The 17,933-nt window shown below is 45.3% G+C and carries 17 protein-coding genes and 1 other RNA gene; 9 read left to right on the top strand and 9 right to left on the bottom strand.

Translation table 11 applies throughout. The features are described 5' to 3' along the window. The first annotated feature begins 90 nt into the window (after window positions 1–90). Window positions 91–1,311 carry a type IX secretion system plug protein gene (locus ACMXI2_RS23650; protein ID WP_483782411.1) on the top strand — a complete coding sequence of 407 codons (1,221 nt, stop codon included), beginning with the start codon at window positions 91–93 and terminating at the stop codon, window positions 1,309–1,311. Window positions 1,312–1,369: 58 nt separating this feature from the next. Here ACMXI2_RS23650 and ACMXI2_RS23645 read toward each other — a convergent pair whose 3' ends face one another. The 5 genes from ACMXI2_RS23645 to ffs all read right to left on the bottom strand — a co-directional run bounded on the left by ACMXI2_RS23645 (window position 1,370) and on the right by ffs (window position 6,924). Then, window positions 1,370–2,683: an NAD(P)/FAD-dependent oxidoreductase gene (locus ACMXI2_RS23645; protein WP_483778492.1), complete on the bottom strand. Its 1,314-nt coding sequence runs from the start codon at window positions 2,681–2,683 to the stop codon at window positions 1,370–1,372. A 772-nt stretch (window positions 2,684–3,455) separates the two neighbouring features. Continuing rightward, the gene (locus ACMXI2_RS23640; RefSeq protein ID WP_079470711.1) at window positions 3,456–4,166 is read right to left on the bottom strand and encodes an MIP/aquaporin family protein; all 711 of its coding nucleotides are present in this window, start codon (window positions 4,164–4,166) and stop codon (window positions 3,456–3,458) included. Window positions 4,167–4,200: 34 nt separating this feature from the next. Continuing rightward, the gene (gene glpK, locus ACMXI2_RS23635) at window positions 4,201–5,694 is read right to left on the bottom strand and encodes a glycerol kinase GlpK (protein ID WP_483778491.1); all 1,494 of its coding nucleotides are present in this window, start codon (window positions 5,692–5,694) and stop codon (window positions 4,201–4,203) included. Window positions 5,695–6,054: 360 nt separating this feature from the next. Next, entirely contained in the window at window positions 6,055–6,705 is a 651-nt protein-coding gene (gene fsa, locus ACMXI2_RS23630; RefSeq protein WP_079470709.1) for a fructose-6-phosphate aldolase, read from the bottom strand. Window positions 6,706–6,824: 119 nt separating this feature from the next. Next, window positions 6,825–6,924: signal recognition particle sRNA small type (gene ffs, locus ACMXI2_RS23625), an RNA gene on the bottom strand. Between the two features lie 202 nt (window positions 6,925–7,126). Here ffs and ACMXI2_RS23620 point away from each other — a divergent pair. Then, the gene (locus tag ACMXI2_RS23620; RefSeq protein WP_483778490.1) at window positions 7,127–7,567 is read left to right on the top strand and encodes a DUF5684 domain-containing protein; all 441 of its coding nucleotides are present in this window, start codon (window positions 7,127–7,129) and stop codon (window positions 7,565–7,567) included. Between the two features lie 48 nt (window positions 7,568–7,615). Here ACMXI2_RS23620 and ACMXI2_RS23615 read toward each other — a convergent pair whose 3' ends face one another. After that, complete coding sequence (locus tag ACMXI2_RS23615) at window positions 7,616–8,356, bottom strand: RDD family protein (protein WP_483778489.1); 741 nt, start codon at window positions 8,354–8,356, stop codon at window positions 7,616–7,618. 120 nt (window positions 8,357–8,476) lie between these two features. Between ACMXI2_RS23615 and ACMXI2_RS23610 the strand changes: the two genes are divergently transcribed. The 7 genes from ACMXI2_RS23610 to ACMXI2_RS23580 all read left to right on the top strand — a co-directional run bounded on the left by ACMXI2_RS23610 (window position 8,477) and on the right by ACMXI2_RS23580 (window position 15,992). Then, window positions 8,477–9,472, top strand: coding sequence for a stage II sporulation protein M (locus ACMXI2_RS23610; protein ID WP_483778488.1), 996 nt, complete (start codon window positions 8,477–8,479; stop codon window positions 9,470–9,472). A gap of 1 nt (window position 9,473) precedes the next feature. After that, on the top strand, window positions 9,474–10,286 hold the full coding sequence (locus tag ACMXI2_RS23605; RefSeq protein WP_483778487.1) for a hypothetical protein: 813 nt from the start codon (window positions 9,474–9,476) through the stop codon (window positions 10,284–10,286). Continuing rightward, window positions 10,283–11,512 (top strand): DUF4350 domain-containing protein, encoded by a 1,230-nt coding sequence (locus ACMXI2_RS23600; protein WP_483778486.1) that lies wholly within the window; start codon window positions 10,283–10,285, stop codon window positions 11,510–11,512. Before ACMXI2_RS23605 ends, ACMXI2_RS23600 begins: the two co-directional genes overlap by 4 nt. Further along, window positions 11,512–12,492, top strand: coding sequence for an AAA family ATPase (locus ACMXI2_RS23595; protein WP_079470703.1), 981 nt, complete (start codon window positions 11,512–11,514; stop codon window positions 12,490–12,492). The genes ACMXI2_RS23600 and ACMXI2_RS23595 overlap by 1 nt, the downstream gene beginning before the upstream one ends. Window positions 12,493–12,515: 23 nt before the next feature. Next, complete coding sequence (locus ACMXI2_RS23590) at window positions 12,516–13,868, top strand: DUF58 domain-containing protein (protein ID WP_483778485.1); 1,353 nt, start codon at window positions 12,516–12,518, stop codon at window positions 13,866–13,868. A 61-nt stretch (window positions 13,869–13,929) separates the two neighbouring features. Then, a complete protein-coding gene (locus tag ACMXI2_RS23585) occupies window positions 13,930–14,787 on the top strand; it encodes a helix-turn-helix domain-containing protein (protein ID WP_483778484.1) in 858 nt (285 codons plus the stop codon). Between the two features lie 80 nt (window positions 14,788–14,867). Continuing rightward, window positions 14,868–15,992, top strand: a complete 1,125-nt coding sequence (locus ACMXI2_RS23580; protein ID WP_483778483.1) for an FAD-dependent monooxygenase — start codon at window positions 14,868–14,870, stop codon at window positions 15,990–15,992. A gap of 5 nt (window positions 15,993–15,997) precedes the next feature. Here the strand turns inward: ACMXI2_RS23580 and ACMXI2_RS23575 are convergent, their stop codons facing one another. Genes ACMXI2_RS23575 through ACMXI2_RS23565 form a run of 3 tightly spaced genes read right to left on the bottom strand, consistent with a single transcriptional unit; the run spans window position 15,998 to window position 17,899 of the window. After that, window positions 15,998–16,687 carry a hypothetical protein gene (locus tag ACMXI2_RS23575; RefSeq protein WP_483778482.1) on the bottom strand — a complete coding sequence of 230 codons (690 nt, stop codon included), beginning with the start codon at window positions 16,685–16,687 and terminating at the stop codon, window positions 15,998–16,000. Window positions 16,688–16,726: 39 nt separating this feature from the next. Next, a complete protein-coding gene (locus ACMXI2_RS23570; RefSeq protein ID WP_483778481.1) occupies window positions 16,727–17,317 on the bottom strand; it encodes a riboflavin synthase in 591 nt (196 codons plus the stop codon). Between the two features lie 21 nt (window positions 17,318–17,338). Continuing rightward, window positions 17,339–17,899, bottom strand: a complete 561-nt coding sequence (locus ACMXI2_RS23565) for a cob(I)yrinic acid a,c-diamide adenosyltransferase (protein WP_420990502.1) — start codon at window positions 17,897–17,899, stop codon at window positions 17,339–17,341. Window positions 17,900–17,933: the final 34 nt, after the last annotated feature.

Below are 17,933 nucleotides of genomic sequence, written 5' to 3'. Positions count from 1 at the left end.
TACTATCAATTACCTCGTATGCGTACAGCAGCATTAATTTTTACAATAGCTCTTGTTTCCTGTTTGTTTAACAACAGCACTTTGGCACAAGTGAATGCTATTACTCCGGACCATGTATACTACAACAACATCAAATCCGTGAAGTTTAACCAGAGCGGTGATCCGTTGAGCTTACCCATGTATACTATTGGTACGGGAGAGAAACTGGAACTGTCGTTCGACGACCTGGATAATGATGTGAAGAACTACTATTATTCTTTTGTGCTTTGCAACGCCGACTGGACGCCCGCCCAGGTAAACCAGTTTGATTACATGCGGGGATTTTCTGAAACCAGGATACTGAATTACAAGTTATCCAGCGTATCGCTGCAACGTTATACCCATTACAGTGTTCAGCTGCCGGGCACCAATAGCTATCCCGTAAAATCGGGCAACTACCTGTTGAAAGTATACCTGGATAGTGATACCTCTCAGCTGGCGTTTACCCGCAGGATGTTTGTGGTGGAGAATAAAGCCGGGATAACCGGGTTTATCCAGCAACCTATTGCCCCTAAACTTTTCCGCACACACCAGAAGATCAATTTTGAAGTAAACACCGGCGCCCTGAATATCCAGAATCCGTTTGACCAGATCAAGGTAGTGGTGCTACAGAACTATCGCTGGGATAATGCACTCACCAAATTGAAGCCGCAGTTTATTAACGGCAACATTTTAAAATATAACGCGGAACAGGACTGTATAATGCCGGCCGGTAAGGAGTTTCGCTGGATTGACCTGCGTAGTTTCCGGCTGCAAACCGAAAGGGTACAGCGTTCGGAGTATCATAGCAACAGTACCGATGTATTTGCGGTAATGGACCTGGAGCGGGCAGATAAGCAGTATCAGTTTATTAAAGATATCAATGGAAAATATTACCTGGCCACGCTGGATGATTATGATCCTGATTTTGAAGGGGATTATGCGTCTGTACATTTCTCATTTGGAGCGCCGGAGCCTTATGCAGGGTATGAAATGTACATTTTTGGAGAGTTTACCAATTATGAGCTGAACAACTTGAATAAGCTTACATATAATGGGGCCAGCCGTGCTTATGAAGGCACTATTTTCCTGAAGCAGGGCTACTATAATTATATTTACGGCCTGGTAGATAAAACCACGCCCAATGCAAAATTCAGTACGGATATGACGGAAGGTGATCATTGGGAAACGGAGAACAACTATACTATTTTGTTGTATTACCGGGCGCTGGGAGGAAGGTCTGATGAGCTGGTGTCGTCAATTACATTGAATTCGATCCTGAACCGTAAGTAGGAAATATATAAAAAAGCAACAGGGAGATGAAATCATTCATCTCCCTGTTGCTTTTTATTTATGCGCCGATGCTTTGGCGTAGTTTAACAATATTGGCGGCGCCGCGCTTGATGATGATGCGGGTGCCTCTTTCGTAGGTGAAGTACCGGTAAAACCAGTTGATGAATACCACCAGTTTATTCCTGAATCCCAGCAGGCTGAGAAGGTGTACGATCATCCACGCCATCCATGCGAGGTAGCCGCTCATGCGCATACCGGCAAATTCAGCTACTGCCCTGTTGCGGCCAATGGTGGCCATACTGCCGAGATCTTTATAATAAAATCCTTTCATGGGTTTGTTTTCCAGCGAAAGCATCAGGTTGTGCGCTACATTTTTGCCTTGTTGGATGGCTACCTGCGCCACCATCGGGTAGCCTTTGGGGAAGCGGGGATCATTGGTCATCTGGGCAATATCACCGATCGCGTAGATGTTGGTAAACCCTTTGACCTGGTTTAGTTCATTTACAATGATACGGCCGTTGGGCAGGACAATGTCTGCCGGGATACCTTTTACCGGGATGCCTTTTACGCCGGCAGACCAGAGGAGTGATTGTGTTTGGATCAGTTCCCCGGTGCTAAGGGTAACGGTTTTGCCGTCGTATTCTTTTACGCCGGTATTGGTTAATACACGGACGCCGATTTCCTGGAGGGCTTCCAGTGTTTTCTGCGATGTTTTTTCACTGAAGGAAGCCAGTAGTTTAGGGCCTGCTTCAATGAGGTATACATTCATTAACGACTGGGGCAGGGTGGGATAGTCTTTCGGCATGATATATTTGCGGAGTTCTGCAAAAGCGCCGGCCAATTCCACGCCGGTAGGGCCGCCGCCTACCATTACGAAATTGAGCTTGGGTTTTATTTCTTCCGGGTTTTGCAGCAGCAGGCTTTCTTCAAATTGTTTCACCACATAGTTCCTGATTTGTACGGCTTCTATGAGGGATTTCATGCCAATGGCATTGTCTTCAATATCTTTATTTCCGAAGAAGTTGGTATTGCTGCCGGTGGCGAAAACGAGGTAGTCGTAATGTATTTCACCGATACCTGTTTCCAGTATATTTTCTGCAGAGCGGATGCCTGTAACTTCCGCCATACGGAATACCAGGTTACGCTGTTTTCTGAAGATTCCGCGCAGCGGGAAGGCAATGCTGTCTGGTTCCAGGCCGGCGGTAGATACCTGGTATAGCAACGGCTGAAACAGGTGATAGTTGTTCCGGTCGAGCAGTACTACCTGTACGGGTGCATGTTTAAGTTGTTTGGCAAGATTTACGCCGCCGAATCCTCCGCCTACTATAACGATTCGCGGTTGTGTTGTTTCCGGGATGTTGGGCTGAATCATAATTCGTCATTTTATACGTTGCCGCAATTGAGATGATATGGTAACCTCTGTCAGTAACCACGGAATCCGCAAGCTTTTTGGCAAACGGCATACCATCACTAAAGATTCTCAAAGTTACGAAACTTTCAGAAAAAAATGAAACTAAGTACGGAGATTAGTGGGGAGGTTATCGCGGAGGTTGTCTTATTCAGGATTACGCTGATTTTGCTGATTAGCTTTTTGTGATTATGCGGGATTTTTGGAAGATTTGGGGAGATTGATGCATTGGCCAGATTTTAATTTCTGTATCTATATTTTCTCCGGGGAATTGGTTTATTTTTGGTTTTTGCAGGATTTCCGGAAGATTCAGTGAAATTATCATCGTTATTCTTTAAATAATTAAAAAAGATGAGCAGCATAATCTACTGAATGCAGCTCACTTACTTTCACCAGTATATCAGGACGCCGGTTCACTTATATGGCTCCCGGGTGCAGAACCGCCCTACCTTCTTTCCTTTGTAATGCCCTGTGATAAAGGGTCTTCAGATCAAGTCCACATCACCTCCACGTCACCTCCAGGTTATCTCCATGTATTAAGCATGTACTAAGTATGTATTAAGCATCTGCTAAGCATCTGCAAAGTATAAGCTATGTGTCTCACCGTCAATCTCTAAACATCCCTCTTATCCCCCTCAATCTCCCCAAATCTTCCAAAAATCCCGCATAATCACAAAAAGCTAATCAGTAAAATCAGCGTAATCCTGAATAAGACAACCTCCGCTCCAGGAGCCGCTTAATGAAGCCAATACTGATACAGGAAGGCTGCTGCCGCTGCGCCGGCCAGCGGGCCGAGAACAGGAATCCATGCATAGCTCCAGTCGCTGTTACGTTTGCCGGGAATGGGCAGGAGGAAGTGCATGAGCCGTGGGCCGAGGTCACGTGCCGGGTTGATGGCATAACCCGTGGGGCCGCCGAGCGACAGCCCGATGGCCAGCACCACGAAGGCTACCGGCAGAGCATCAAGCGAGCCTATGCCGGCAGTGGGGCCGGTGATGTAGGAAATAGCCAGGATGAATACCATAGTAGCGATGAACTCCGTGAGGAAGTTGTACTTCGGGTTGCGGATGGCCGGAATGGTGCAGAATACGCCCAGTTTGGTATCGGCATCGGGCGTTTCATCGAAGTGTTTTTTGTAGGTGAGCCATACGAGGAAGGCTCCCAGCATGGCGCCGGCCAGTTGGGCGGCTACATAGGCGGGCACTTCTTCCCAGGGAAATTTCCCCTGCAGCGCCTGTGAAAAGGTAACAGCAGGATTGAGGTGGGCGCCGCTGTATTTAGCGGTGGCATATACGCCAATGAATACCGCCATTCCCCATCCCAGGGTGATAACGATCCAGCCGCCCTGGTTGCCCTTGGATTTGTTGAGGATCACGCTGGCCACCACCCCATCGCCCAGTACGATGAGGAAGGCGGTTCCGATTAATTCTGCTAAATAAGGTGACATAAGTTGAAATGAATATTGATAAACGTGGATAAATTTATTCTTCAGTCCATGCCTGGGCTGCCCGGATGGCGCGTTTCCATTCCTTGCGCAGCCGTTCGTTTTCGGCGGGCTCCATTGCCGCATCGAAGGTGGCATCTATCTTCCATTGCTGCGCAATGGTTTCGATGCTGTCCCAGAAGCCGATGGCGAGCCCGGCGAGGTAGGCCGCCCCCAGTGCGGTTGTTTCTGTGATGGTGGGGCGTACTACCCGGACATTGAGCAGGTCGGCCTGGAATTGCATGAGCAGGTTATTTTTTGTGGCGCCGCCATCTACTCTGAGTTCGGTGATGGGCATACCGGCGTCTGCTTCCATTGCCTTCATCACATCCATTGTTTGAAAGGCAATGCTATCGAGGGCCGCGCGTGCGATATGCGCGGCGGTGGAACCACGGGTGAGGCCCACCATCGTGCCACGTGCGTGCTGGTTCCAGTAAGGCGCACCAAGACCCGCAAATGCAGGCACCAGGTATACGCCATCGCTGTGAGGTACAGTAGCAGCCAGCTTTTCCACATCAGCAGAGTGACGGATGATCCCAAGACCATCACGGAGCCATTGTACTACCGCACCGCCAATGAAAATGCTGCCTTCTAATGCGTAAGTGGTTTTGCCATTTATTTTCCAGGCCACTGTGGTTAACAGGTTGTTTTTGGAAGGAATGGGCTTATCGCCGGTATTCAATACCATAAAGCAACCGGTGCCATAAGTGTTTTTGAGCATGCCGGGCTGTGTGCATAACTGCCCGAAGAGAGCGGCCTGCTGGTCGCCGGCAATACCGGCAATGGGAATGCGGTAAGGAGTAAGATTGGCTTCTGAGTAGCCGTATACTTCGCTGGACTGTTTTACTTCCGGCAGCATGGATGCGGGAATATCGAAGAGGGCAAGCAGTTCGTTATCCCAATGCATGTCGTGGATATTAAACAACAAAGTGCGGGAAGCGTTACTCACATCAGTAATGTGGAGTTTGCCGTTGGAGAAATTCCATACCAGCCAGCTGTCGACGGTACCAAAAGCAAGTTCCCCGTTTTCTGCTTTTCTGCGTGCATCGGGAACGTTGTCCAGGATCCATTTTAGTTTGGTGCCGGAGAAATAGGCATCTATACGGAGCCCTGTTTTATCTTTGATGAGTTGTTCCTTTCCTTCTTTGATGAGCGAATCGCAGTAGGCGGCGGTGCGCCTGTCTTGCCATACAATGGCATTGTGTATAGGCTTGCCGGTCCGCTTATCCCACACGATGGTGGTTTCGCGTTGATTGGTGATACCTATGGCGGCAATGCTTTCACCGGTTACTCTTAATTTCAGGATGGCTTCTGCTGCCACGCTGGCTTGTGAAGTCCAGATCTCCATAGCATCATGTTCTACCCAACCGGGTTGCGGGAATATCTGTTTGAATTCTTTCTGGGCAACTGCTTTGATGCTGCCATCGTGGTCAAAAATAATGGCGCGGGAGCTGGTGGTGCCCTGATCCAGCGAAAGAATGTATTTTCCCATTAGCTTTTCGTTTAGTATGTTACCGGGTTTACGTGGATATTGGCATTGAATTTAGATAAATTCCCGAACAAAATATGATCACCTTCGGTGATTGTAAATTGTCTTGGAGCAGGATTACGCTGATTAACCGTGATTTATTTGATTTTATTTTCCGTGATTTTTTTTAAAGATTAAGGGAGATAGAACCGAATAGAACCGCTTCTATCTTCCTTAATCTTTAAAATCAAAAATGATCAAATCAAGCTAATCAGTATAATCAGCGTAATCCTGCTCCAAGACAATTTACAATCGCCGGAGGCGATAAAAAAATCCCCGGCGCAATTACTGCACCGGGGATACACCATCTAAAAAATATTGAGACTACATTTTCTTTGCGTCTTCCAGGAACTTAGCCAGGCCGATATCAGTTAACGGATGTTTCAGCAGACCGAGAATAGATTCTAACGGGCAGGTACATACGTCGGCGCCCACTTCAGCACATTTTACAATGTGGAGTGCGCTACGGATAGAAGCGGCCAGGATTTCAGTTTTGTAACCCTGTAAGCTGTAGATCTGTGCAATTTGTGCGATCAGTTCCACGCCATCCCAGTTGGTATCGTCAATACGGCCAATGAATGGAGAAACGTAAGCTGCGCCTGCTTTTGCAGCCAGGATAGCCTGACCGGCAGAGAACACCAGCGTACAGTTGGTTCTGATACCATTGTCGGTAAACCATTTGATGGCTTTTACGCCGTCTTTGATCATAGGTACTTTCACCACGATGTTCGGGTGGATAGCAGCCAGTTTCTTACCTTCTTCAATGATAGATTTAAAATCAGTAGATAATACTTCTGCACTCACATCACCATCCACTATTTCGCAGATATCTTCGTAGTGCTTGATAATTGCAGCTTCGCCCTTGATGCCTTCTTTTGCCATCAGGGAAGGATTGGTGGTTACGCCGTCCAGAACGCCAAGATCGTGGGCTTCTTTGATTTGTGCCAGATTAGCCGTATCGATAAAGAATTTCATACTATGATAAATTAGTTGTCAGGAAATGAACATTTGAGGAGAAGCTGTCATTAGCGAAGAGGTGGAGAAAATAGCAACCAGATACTATTGACAAGCAACTAATGACAATAAAAAAAGAAAAAAGGCAAGTTACTTATATCGCACCGCTACAACCACCTACCCTTGCTACATTCCTGTCCTGGGGGAGTTCAGTAGGAGCTGGTCGTATAAGACTTGCCGGTTGCAAAGGTAATATAATGCACTGAATATCCAAATATTAGCAATAAAAATGTTGAAACTTTTTTTAAAAATGTAGGAATACGCATTCTTTTAAGGTTAATACTGATTACGCTATGTAATGGGAAAAATTATATATATTTGGAAAGCAAACATATCCTAAAGTATTGTCATCATTCATTTCAAAACAATATAAACCTCAATTATGGAAACAACCTACGAGAGCAGCGGCGCATTTGGCGCTATATTTGGCACTGGCTTTATAATCTTCTGTTTAGCGACAACTATTTTCTTTATCATTTGTGGCTGGAAGATATTTGAGAAAGCTGGTCAGGAAGGCTGGAAATCTATTATCCCCATCTACAGCACTTATATTCTTTTAAAGATTGTTGGGAAGCCGGGGTGGTGGCTTTTACTTTTCCTGGTTCCATTTGTTAATATTGTTATCGCTGTGTGGGTAACCAATCTCCTCAGTAAAAGCTTTGGGAAAAGCGAGGGATTCACTATAGGTCTGATATTTCTGTCTATCGTATTTTATCCCATCCTGGCATTTGACCGTACCATTGTGTACAAAGGACCGGCAGGCGATCCTACCCGTTTTAATAATGTAAATGAGGATCTGAATTCAATAGGAAAAACGGTCTGATCAAAATAACTGTAAGAGGAAGGCGACTGATTATCTCAGCCGCCTTTTTTAATGCTCTTTAGTGGTGTAGTAATTATAATCGTTCAGTACCGTTTCAAGGAAATGTGTATTAGGCATTTCGGTTTCAATATGCAGTACCTCTCTTACCCGCATGGCCACGCGGGCGGCGAGGTCTTCATCTTTCGCTTTCAGCGCACGGTCCAGCAGATCTTTCACTTTATTCATATCCCTGTCAGACAGCTTCATGATCTGTGGAAACTGAGGCTTGTAATCGCTGTTGGAAAGATCCCGGAAGATAGTTTCTTCTATACTGCCTTTTCTTTTGGTGCTGATCACGATGGTGCCGGCTACCAGGTCGCCCAGCCGCTGGTTATAAGGCGTGCGCACAATGGATACTGCCGGGATAATCACGGGTACCAGCGCGAAAAAGTACAGCGGCGTTTCTATGATCCGGAATATCCATCTTATCAGGTGCTGACTCACACTCGGCTGGTTGCCCGTCATACTTACCACCTGCAGGTGCAGCATTTTTTTGCCGGGTGTTTGTCCTTTCATACCAATTTCCGCCACCGGGAAATAAAACAACAGGGGCAGCAGTACCAGGAAGAAGTAGATGCCTACATGCCCTTCCATTTCTATACGAAAAGAACTCAATGTCATATACGCCACCAGGTAATAAAAAAAACGGATGGCGAAATCAATGAGCCAGGCCAGGAATCTTTTCATGATGTCTGCTGATTCAAATTCCAGGTCTATATTGAAAGAAGTCGGTATTTTTATATCTGCCATAGTCAAATTTACATATTTGTTGATATATTGTTGAACGATTTAGTATGTTTGCCGGTATTCCCCCATTAGTAACCCATTACTGTAGGTGATATCTGTTTTTTAAAAGGGAAAGGACTCACTATGAGAGAATCGCTGTTTATCAAAAAAAATCTGTCCCGCTGGAAGAAATACCAGGAGGAACCGACAGATGACCCTGATGAAATGGCGGAAAGATTTGTATCACTGCTAGATGATCTGTCTTACGCTAAAACTTTTTACAGCTTCAGTAAAGTAACCCGTTATATCAACGGCCTGGCAGCAGGTATCTACCATCGTATTTACCAGAACCGCAAGGAAGATGTAGGACGTTTCCAGTTGTTTTTTAAATATGAATTACCACTGTTGTTCCGCAAGCATCACCGCCTGTTATTGTTTACGCTCTGTTTCTTTTTATTGTTCTGTATTATCGGCGCGTTTTCATCGGCACATGATGAAACGTTTGTGCGCGGCGTATTGGGCGATGAATATGTAAACATGACGGAACGGAATATTGCCAATAAAGATCCTTTCGGCGTGTATAAAGATGGCAACCCGGTACTGATGTTTTTCCGCATTGCCTACAACAATATCATGGTATCTTTCTATTGTTATATAGGAGGTATTTTCCTGGGTGTTGGTTCCCTGTACCTGTTGGTGCGCAATGGTGTAATGCTGGGCGTTTTCCAGTATATCTTCTTTTCGCACGGACTCGGCTGGAAATCTATCCTCGTAATCTGGATACATGGTACCCTGGAAATATCCAGTATCGTGATTGCGGCCTGCGCCGGCATTATCATGGGGAAAAGCATCCTTTTTCCCGGTACACGCAAACGGATCGATTCCCTGCGTAAAGGCGCGAAAGACGGTATCAAGATCATGGTAACACTGATTCCTGTATTCATGGTAGCCGCTTTCCTGGAAAGCTTTGTAACCCGGTATACGGAAATGCCGCTGGCGGTAAGCCTTTTTATCCTCCTGGCATCACTGGCTTTTATACTGGGCTATTTTATTTTCTATCCCATTTACCTGCATAAAAAAGGATATCGATTGAGTGCGGAAGGGAAAGTACTAACACCATTTATCCTTTCAAAGCAGTAACATGAATAATTTTTCCCGGATTAAATACGGCCTGCTGTTACTGCTGCTTTGCTGTTCCATGCAAAGCAGGGCGCAATATGAGAACACCGCTCAAACCAAAGAAGAATACGACAGTTTACTGCAGGCGAGGATAACGGACGACAGCTTTGCTACTATCACAGCAGACAGGGAGCGTGCGGAAGGCGAACATGAATATGCAACGGAAATTCCACCATTTGAATTGCGCGAGGTGCCGGATTCGCTGGTGAAATCGCTGAAAGAGAATAAGAAACTGCAATACAAAGATATACCACCGGAGCCGCCCCAAGACAATACCTGGATGCAGCGTTTTTTAATGGCTTTATTTTCTTCGATCGGCGCAATACGTATCATTGTGATGCTATTGCTGCTGGCAGGTTTGGGCTTCCTGGTGTATTGGTTTATGAAAAGCAATGGCATGAGCTTTTTCCGTAAACCGCAACTGATAGAAGGTTTAACAGAAGTACCCGAAGAAGATCTGCAAAGCGCACAGGAGTATGAAGAGAAGATCAAAGCGGCGATAGCCGCCGGGGAAACAAGACAGGCCATCCGCTGGTGGTACCTGTACACACTGTTTCAACTGGCCGGCCGGGAACTGATAGTGCCGGGCCGGGAAAAAACCAATAACGATTACCTGCGCAGCATGCGGAGTTCTCCCTACTATAAAAAATTTGCTACGCTGACATTGGACTATGAATATATCTGGTATGGCGGATTTGAGGTGAGTGAAGAAAATTTCAGGAATATTAACCAGGAGTTCAGGGATTTTAATAACACAATCGGAAAAGCTTCGTGAAGAACAAACCTCTATATATCGTCCTGTTCGTTTTGCTCCTGCTGGTAGTACTGGTAATGGTGAGCGGAAATCTTGCCAATAAAAAGAATGAGCAATCCACAGATATGACACAGTCTTCTTTTTACAGCAAAGATAAAAAAGCAGGAGGCGCCTATGCTGCCTTTAAGATGCTGCCCCAGCTGTTTATGAGGAATTCTGTACAGGTGGTAACAAAACCATTTGCCCGCACTTTTGATAAAGACAGTGAACTGAAATTCAGGAACAATGTATATATCCTGGTGGCAGACAAACTGTTTACTACGGAAAGCGATATAGACGCCATGCTGGATTATGTGTCGCGGGGGAATGAGTTGTTTATTGCCATGAATACGCCGGATCCCTTGCTGGAAAAGCACCTGAAGTTTGTGACGGTGGAAAGCAATAACATGCAATCCAAAAAAGAAGGCATTGTGCAGCGGTATACCGATGAAACCATTCCAATGGATACTTCGTTCAGCTATCCCGGTATGGTGAGCGGAAATTATTTTTCAGCGGTAGATAGTAACACCACCAACATACTTGGTTACAATTATAAAAACAAGCCCAATTTTATCCGCATTGAATACCGCAGCGGTTTCATTTACCTGCTGCTGAATCCATATACTTTTACCAATTATTTTTTACTGCACAGGCAAAACGTGAAAGCGCTGGAAACACAGATGTCGTACCTGATCAACGACGCCGGAAATGTGTACTGGGATGATTTTTATAACAGTCAGCATAGCGCGCAATCAGGCGATTTCAGTGAGTGGCAGGTGCTGATGCGGTACGCATCCATGCGTTGGGCATTGTGGCTGGCGGTGGTATTGCTGCTGCTTTACGTGGTGTTTGAAAGCAAACGCCGGCAGCGGATCATCCCCGATAAACCGCCGGTGACCAATACTTCACTGGAGTTTGTGGATGCTATCGGGCAGCTGTATTATCAACAACATAACAACTATAACCTGGCGCATAAAATGATCATTCATTTTATGGAGTATATACGTTCCCGTTATTACCTCAATACCAATGTGCTGAATGATGAATTCATTGCATCGCTGGCGCGTAAGTCGCTGGTGCCGGAAGGGGAAATAAGGGAGTTGCTACAGATGGTGCATCATATCCAGCTGGAAGAAAATATCAGTGATGATGATCTGAAAGACTTTTATAACCGCATTCAACAATTTTATATAAACACGAATAAATAATGGATACCAATACATTTCAACCCAGGACTGATTTTTCTGCCTTGCATGAAGGTGTGGAAGCCATCAGGGAGCAGATCGGTAAAGTAATTGTAGGACAGCATCAGATGGTGGACCTGCTGATAGCAGGTTTGCTTACACAGGGACATGTGCTGATTGAAGGTGTTCCCGGCGTTGCAAAAACACTCACCGCAAAATTGCTGGCGCAGTGTGTGGATGCGGACTTCAGCCGTATCCAGTTTACACCCGACCTGATGCCGGCAGATGTATTGGGCACTTCCGTTTTTAACCCGCAAACAAGGGAGTTTGAATACAAGAAAGGACCCGTTTTCAGTAACCTCGTACTGATCGATGAAATAAACCGCGCCCCGGCCAAAACACAGTCGGCATTGTTTGAAGTAATGGAAGAAAGACAGATCACCAACGACGGTACCACCTGGTCGCTGGACCGGCCGTTTATGGTGATCGCCACACAAAACCCGATTGAGCAGGAAGGTACTTACCGGTTGCCGGAAGCACAGCTGGACAGGTTCCTGTTTAAAATAGAAGTAAGGTATCCTAACCTGGAAGAGGAAGTAGCGGTATTACGCAGCATTCATCATTTCAACGGGGAAACGGATCTTACAAAGATGATCAGCAAAGTGGTAACTACCACGCAGATCATCGAATTCCAGAACCTGGTACGGCAGGTAGTAGTAGATGAAAAACTGTTTCATTACATCGCGTCTATCATCAATGAAACGCGCATGAACTCCTCGCTGTACCTGGGCGCATCGCCGCGTGCATCCATTGCCGTTATGAACTGTGCAAAGGCATCTGCTGCTATGAAGAACCGCGATTTTGTGATTCCTGACGATGTAGTGGAAATGGTGCCGCATGTATTGCGCCATCGTATTATGCTGACGCCGGAAAAGGAAATGGAAGGCATCAAAACAGATGACGTGATTGCACAGATCGTAAAAACGATAGAGGTACCGAGATAATCATCTCCCAAGAAGATATTAGTATGTCAGCCACTGTAAAGAATAATTTATTCCAGATACTCTTTTTTACCAACAGGCTTTATTTCCTGCTGGGAGGGAATATCCTGTTATTTATCATCTCGTTTTTTATTCCGCGCATTTTCAATATTGCTGTTATTGCATTTATTGTGCTGGTGGGCGTTGTACTGCTGGATATGATCCTGCTGATTTTTCGCCCGGCAACTATTGTATCGATGGAACGTAAAACCAGTAACCGTTTCAGCAATGGGGATGATAACGAGGTATTGCTGGATTTTCAAAGCCGGTACCCTTTTCCGGTGTTTGTATCTGTAATAGATGAATTACCCCTTCAGTTCCAGCAGCGTGATTTTTTGTTAAAAGCAAAAGTATCTGCGGGAGGTGCGCATACCTTCCGGTATGTGTTGCGTCCGCTGGAAAGAGGGTTGTATAACTTTGGCTATAGTAATGTATTTGTTAAAAGCGCATTGGGTATTGTGAGCCGCCGGTTTATTTTTGATAATGAACAAACCATCAGCGTGTATCCCAGTTATCACCAGCTGCGGCACTATGCGTTGTATTCCTATATGAACCGGCTGAATGAGCTGGGTGTTCACAAGCGCCGGGTAATTGGCCATAGCATGGAGTTTGATCACATCAAGCCCTATACAAAAGGCGACGATGTGCGTATGCTAAACTGGAAAGCTACTGCGCGCAGTGGTAACCTGATGATCAATAATTATGTGGAAGAAAGATCGCAACAGGTGTATTCCATCATTGACAAGGGCCGTAATATGAAAATGCCTTTCAATGGGTTGTCGTTGCTGGATTATGCAATTAATGCGTCGCTGGTGTTTAGCAATGTGGCGGTGGATAAAGGCGATAAGGCAGGGCTGGTTACTTTCAGTGAAAATAAGGTGGAAGTACTGGCAGCCAGCAATAAAAAAGTGCAGGTGAATAAGATCCTGGAAACATTGTATGCGCAGGAAACGCTGTGGCAGGAAAGTGATTATGAGGCGCTGAGTGTGCAGTTGCGTAGCCGCTTATCTACCCGGTCATTGTTGATGATCTATACAAATTTTGAGTCGATGTCCGGTTTACACCGGCAGCTGCCTTTTCTGCGGCGTTTGGCACGCTACCATTTGGTACTGGTGGTATTTTTTGAGAATACAGAGCTGAAGCGGGTTACCGAGCAAACGGTGCAGGATGTGGAAGGAATTTACAAGCAAACTATTGCGCAGAAGTTTGCGTATGATAAGAAGCTGATTGTGAAGGAGCTGGCGAAGTATGGGATCATGTCGTTGCTGAGTCCTCCGGAGCAACTTACATTGAACGTGGTGAATAAATACCTGGAGTTGAAATCGCGTATGTTGATCTGAGCTAAGATTTTGCAATCGCAAAATCATAAAAGTTATCTTTGCACAGTGCAACCAGCAGGCAATGCGTAGAAAAGTAACATCCATTTCTGTAAATCATTTCGGGAGCAGGCATCATGCAGGTATTTCCATTGAGAAAATATCTCTGAAAGATTTACCCGGTTTCGAAGGAGAGGAGCAATCTGAACGGCACGACCGCCACACATTTCACCTGGTTGATGAAGGTACAATTACTATTGAAATTGATTTTCAGAAGTATGAAATCAAGTCTCCATCTGTCATCTATATGCACCCCGATCAGGTGCATCGCATCATAACATTTGAAAATGCAAGCGTCAGCAGTTGGGCAATCAATAATGAAAACCTGAATCCTGAATATCTGAAATTATTAGAAGATATTACCCCTACAAAGCCCTTGCCCTTAAATGAAGAAGTTTTTTCCATTATTTCTGAAGCCGTATCGCTTTGCCTGAAATTTTCAGAACGGAAGAATGACAAACTATATCATTCTTTGCTGAAAGATAGTTGTAATGCACTGGTCGCGTTTGTTGTATCTCAGTATTTAGAACAATCAAAATCAACAGAGAAGTTTTCGCGCTTTGAAATTGTTACAAAAGCCTTCAGGGGAGCATTGGAACGTAACTTTACTACTGCCAAACGCCCGGCTGAGTATGCCCGGAAACTAAACATATCCACACCTTACCTGAACGAATGTGTCAAAAACACAACAGGCTATTCCGTATCACATCACATCCGGCAACGTATTATTTTAGAAGCAAAACGTTTACTCTACCATTCTGATAAATCGGTAAAGGAAATTGCTATAGCATTAGGCTATGATGACTACCCTTATTTTTCACGGCTATTTACCAAAATTACAGGAATAACCGCTTTAACTTTCCGGAACAAAAACCTCGATTAGTCCAATATCTACTTTGTATTGCTATTTTTTATCCTTGTTATACGATGTTCCTTTGCACAGTCGAATAAAATCGTATAAACATGAAAATATTAAAAGATAAAAAAGTACTCGTTTCGGGTGCAAGTTTTGCTGGCCTTTCCACCGCTTATTGGATGAATAAATCAGGTTACAAAGTAACTGTTGTTGAAATCGCAAGTGGGCTTAAAATGGGAGGAACACCTGTTAACGTAGAGGGAAATACTGTTGACATCGTTAAGCGTATGGGAATTTTCGAGCAAATCAGATCAAATCGATTGGCGATGAATATGCTGGAATTTAAAAATGCAGCGGATGTTACGGAAGGAACAATGATGTTAAAAAGAGAGGGTGAGGAACTGCGGGATGATGAATGTGAAATTGAGAGAAATGTATTACTCAATATCTTATTTGATACGGTAAAAAATAATGTTGAATTCATTTTCAACAATAGCATCACCGCCTTAAACGAAACAAAAGACAATATCGGAGTTACTTTTAAAGATGGCTCACAGCAAACTTTTGATTTAGTATTTGGTTGCGACGGCATACATTCGGCGGTAAGAAAAATCTGGTTTGGTAATGAAGCTGAGTACTTACATTTTCTCGGGCAATATTTTTCCATCACCATTGTAAATAAATTGTTGATAAAACAAAATACAACGCAATTCTATAACGTGCCTGATAAGGCTGTAATGCTGAATGCCTACAACAATAAGACCGATATAATTTTTTGCTTTCGTTCGGAGAAAGAAATTCCTTACGATTATCGGGATGAAGCGCAACAAAGGAAAATTATTTTAGAACAGTTTAAAGGCCAAAGCTGGAGAACAGCAGAATTATTGGAAGAAGTAATGAATGCTAAAACTTTTTACTTCGATAAACTTTGCCAGGTAAAAATGCCGTCATGGACAAAAGGCAGGGTGGCGTTGGTAGGTGATGCAGGCTATTGTGCTTCGCCAGCTGCGGGAAAGGGTGGATCGCTGGCAATAGATGGAGCTGCCGCATTAGCGGATGCTTTTCAACAACACAAAGGAAAGTTTGAATCAGCGTTTCAGGATTACAACAAAAATTTCCGTCCGTTTATTGAGGAGGTTCAGGCAGAAGCTATACGTATGGGTTTGGAAACGCTTGTTCCGGGAACCGAAGAAGCTATTCGTAAAAGAAACACAGAAGGCTTTGGCTTTTAGGCTGATTAGTGTCTTCTCTTCTTTTTAAACAGGTCGTCTGTATTTTTTATAATAAGCGAATCTGCGTCCGGCGCCTGTTTCACGGGTATCACTGATCGCAGGTAGAGGCGGTTGTTGTGTTTATACCAGGCTTCCACGGTTACAGATTTCAGGGTGTCATTTTTGGGGAGTAATAAATCCTGTCCTATTATTTTTCCTGCGGAGGCGGCGAACCTGATGGCATTGGTATCTAACGGAAATACTTTCCCGCTGCTGAACTTCCCTTCTATATTCAGGTAAAAACGGATATCGCGTTTTATGCTGTCGGCGTAATGATTGAACCGGATACCTGTGATGGCCGGGAGTTGCAGGTTGGTTTTATGGGTGGCGTTGTCGGGCGTAGTAACGGTAAGGGTTATACGGTAATTATCTTTTACCAGTTGTTGCCTGTCAAAGCGGAGTAGGCCGTTTTGTATTTGCCCGTTGTTGCTGGTAACGGTTAATTTGTTCCAGCGGAGATTGCCTTCGAGCAGGCCGGTTGTTTGCTGGATGGAGCTATCGGTATAAATAATCCGGATGCCCAGGGGTGCGCTATTGTACAATTCGGTGACTGCATCGGCATCATAAAAGGCTGCTATGCGCGCCACTTTTGGCTGCCGGGCGTTTGCCGGCAGTGTGATGGAAAGTAGGGTGCAGAGCAGGAGATATTTGAGCATGCGGTTTGGAATGTTTTAGCACCGGTTGGCTACCGGCTGTTAATTTCTTACCGCCATTTGCCTGGCTACATATTTGCCGAGAATATCAAATTCCAGGTTTACCAGGCTGCCGGCTTTTATGTTGGATATGTTGGTAAATTCGTAGGTGTATGGAATGATGGCAACGGAGAACTCATCGTTGGTTACATTGAACACGGTGAGACTGATGCCATTAAGGCAAATACTTCCTTTTTCCACAATCAGCGCGGCAAATTCGGTAGGGTAGCGGAAGCGGTACAACCAGCTGCCGTCCTGTTCCTGGCAGGAGAGGCATTCTCCCACGCTATCCACATGGCCTTGTACCAGGTGGCCATCGATGCGGCCGTTGAACACCATTGCTCTTTCGAGATTCACGAATTGTGTGGGGGTGAGCTGGCCGAGGTTTGTTTTTTGAAGGGTTTCGTCTACCGCTACGGTTTCGTAGGTATCGCCCTGGATGTTGGTAACGGTTAAGCAAACGCCGTTATGCGACACGCTCTGGTCTATCTTCAATTCGGCTGCCAGTGGTGTTTGTATCGTGATCACCAGGTTAGCGCCTTCCTTCCTGGTGGATACTACTTCTGCTAATGTTTCTATGATTCCTGTAAACATGCGGCAAATTTAAGCAATTTTCTATACCCGGGGTTTCCAGGGGATTTCTTCTGCGCCCAGCTTGTGTCCTGTCCAGCGGGCCAGTACAAAGAGATAGTCGCTGAGGCGGTTAATATATTTCAGTACCAGTGGTTCGATGAACAGGTCGTGTTCCTGCATGCCTACACAGAGGCGTTCTGTGCGGCGGCATACGCAGCGGGCAATGTGGCAGGTAGATACCGCTACATGTCCGCCGGGGAGGATGAATGATTTCATCACGGGGAGTTCTTCATTCATCTGGTCGATGCTTTTTTCGAGGAGGGTGATATCCGCTTCGTGGAGGTCTGGTATTTTCAGTTTGGTTTCTTTGTCGGGGTCGCAGGCCAGTGCGGCGCCGATGGTAAAGAGGCGGTCCTGTATTTCGCGGAGAAGGCTTTTGGTGTCCGGGTCTGCGATGTAGTCGTTTACCAGGCCGATGTAGGAGTTGAGTTCATCCACGGTGCCATAGGCGTCGATGCGGACATCGCTTTTAGGTACTTTGGTGCCGCCAATGAGGGATGTTTTGCCTTTATCGCCTGTTTTAGTATATATTTTGAAAGACATGGGTGTTGGTGTTGATCAGTTGCAAATTACGCAA

The organism is Chitinophaga sp. G7 BAM 1005 (genome assembly GCF_057126945.1).
Note: the sequence above shows the minus strand (reverse complement) of the source record. Positions and strands in the feature narration are given on the sequence as shown.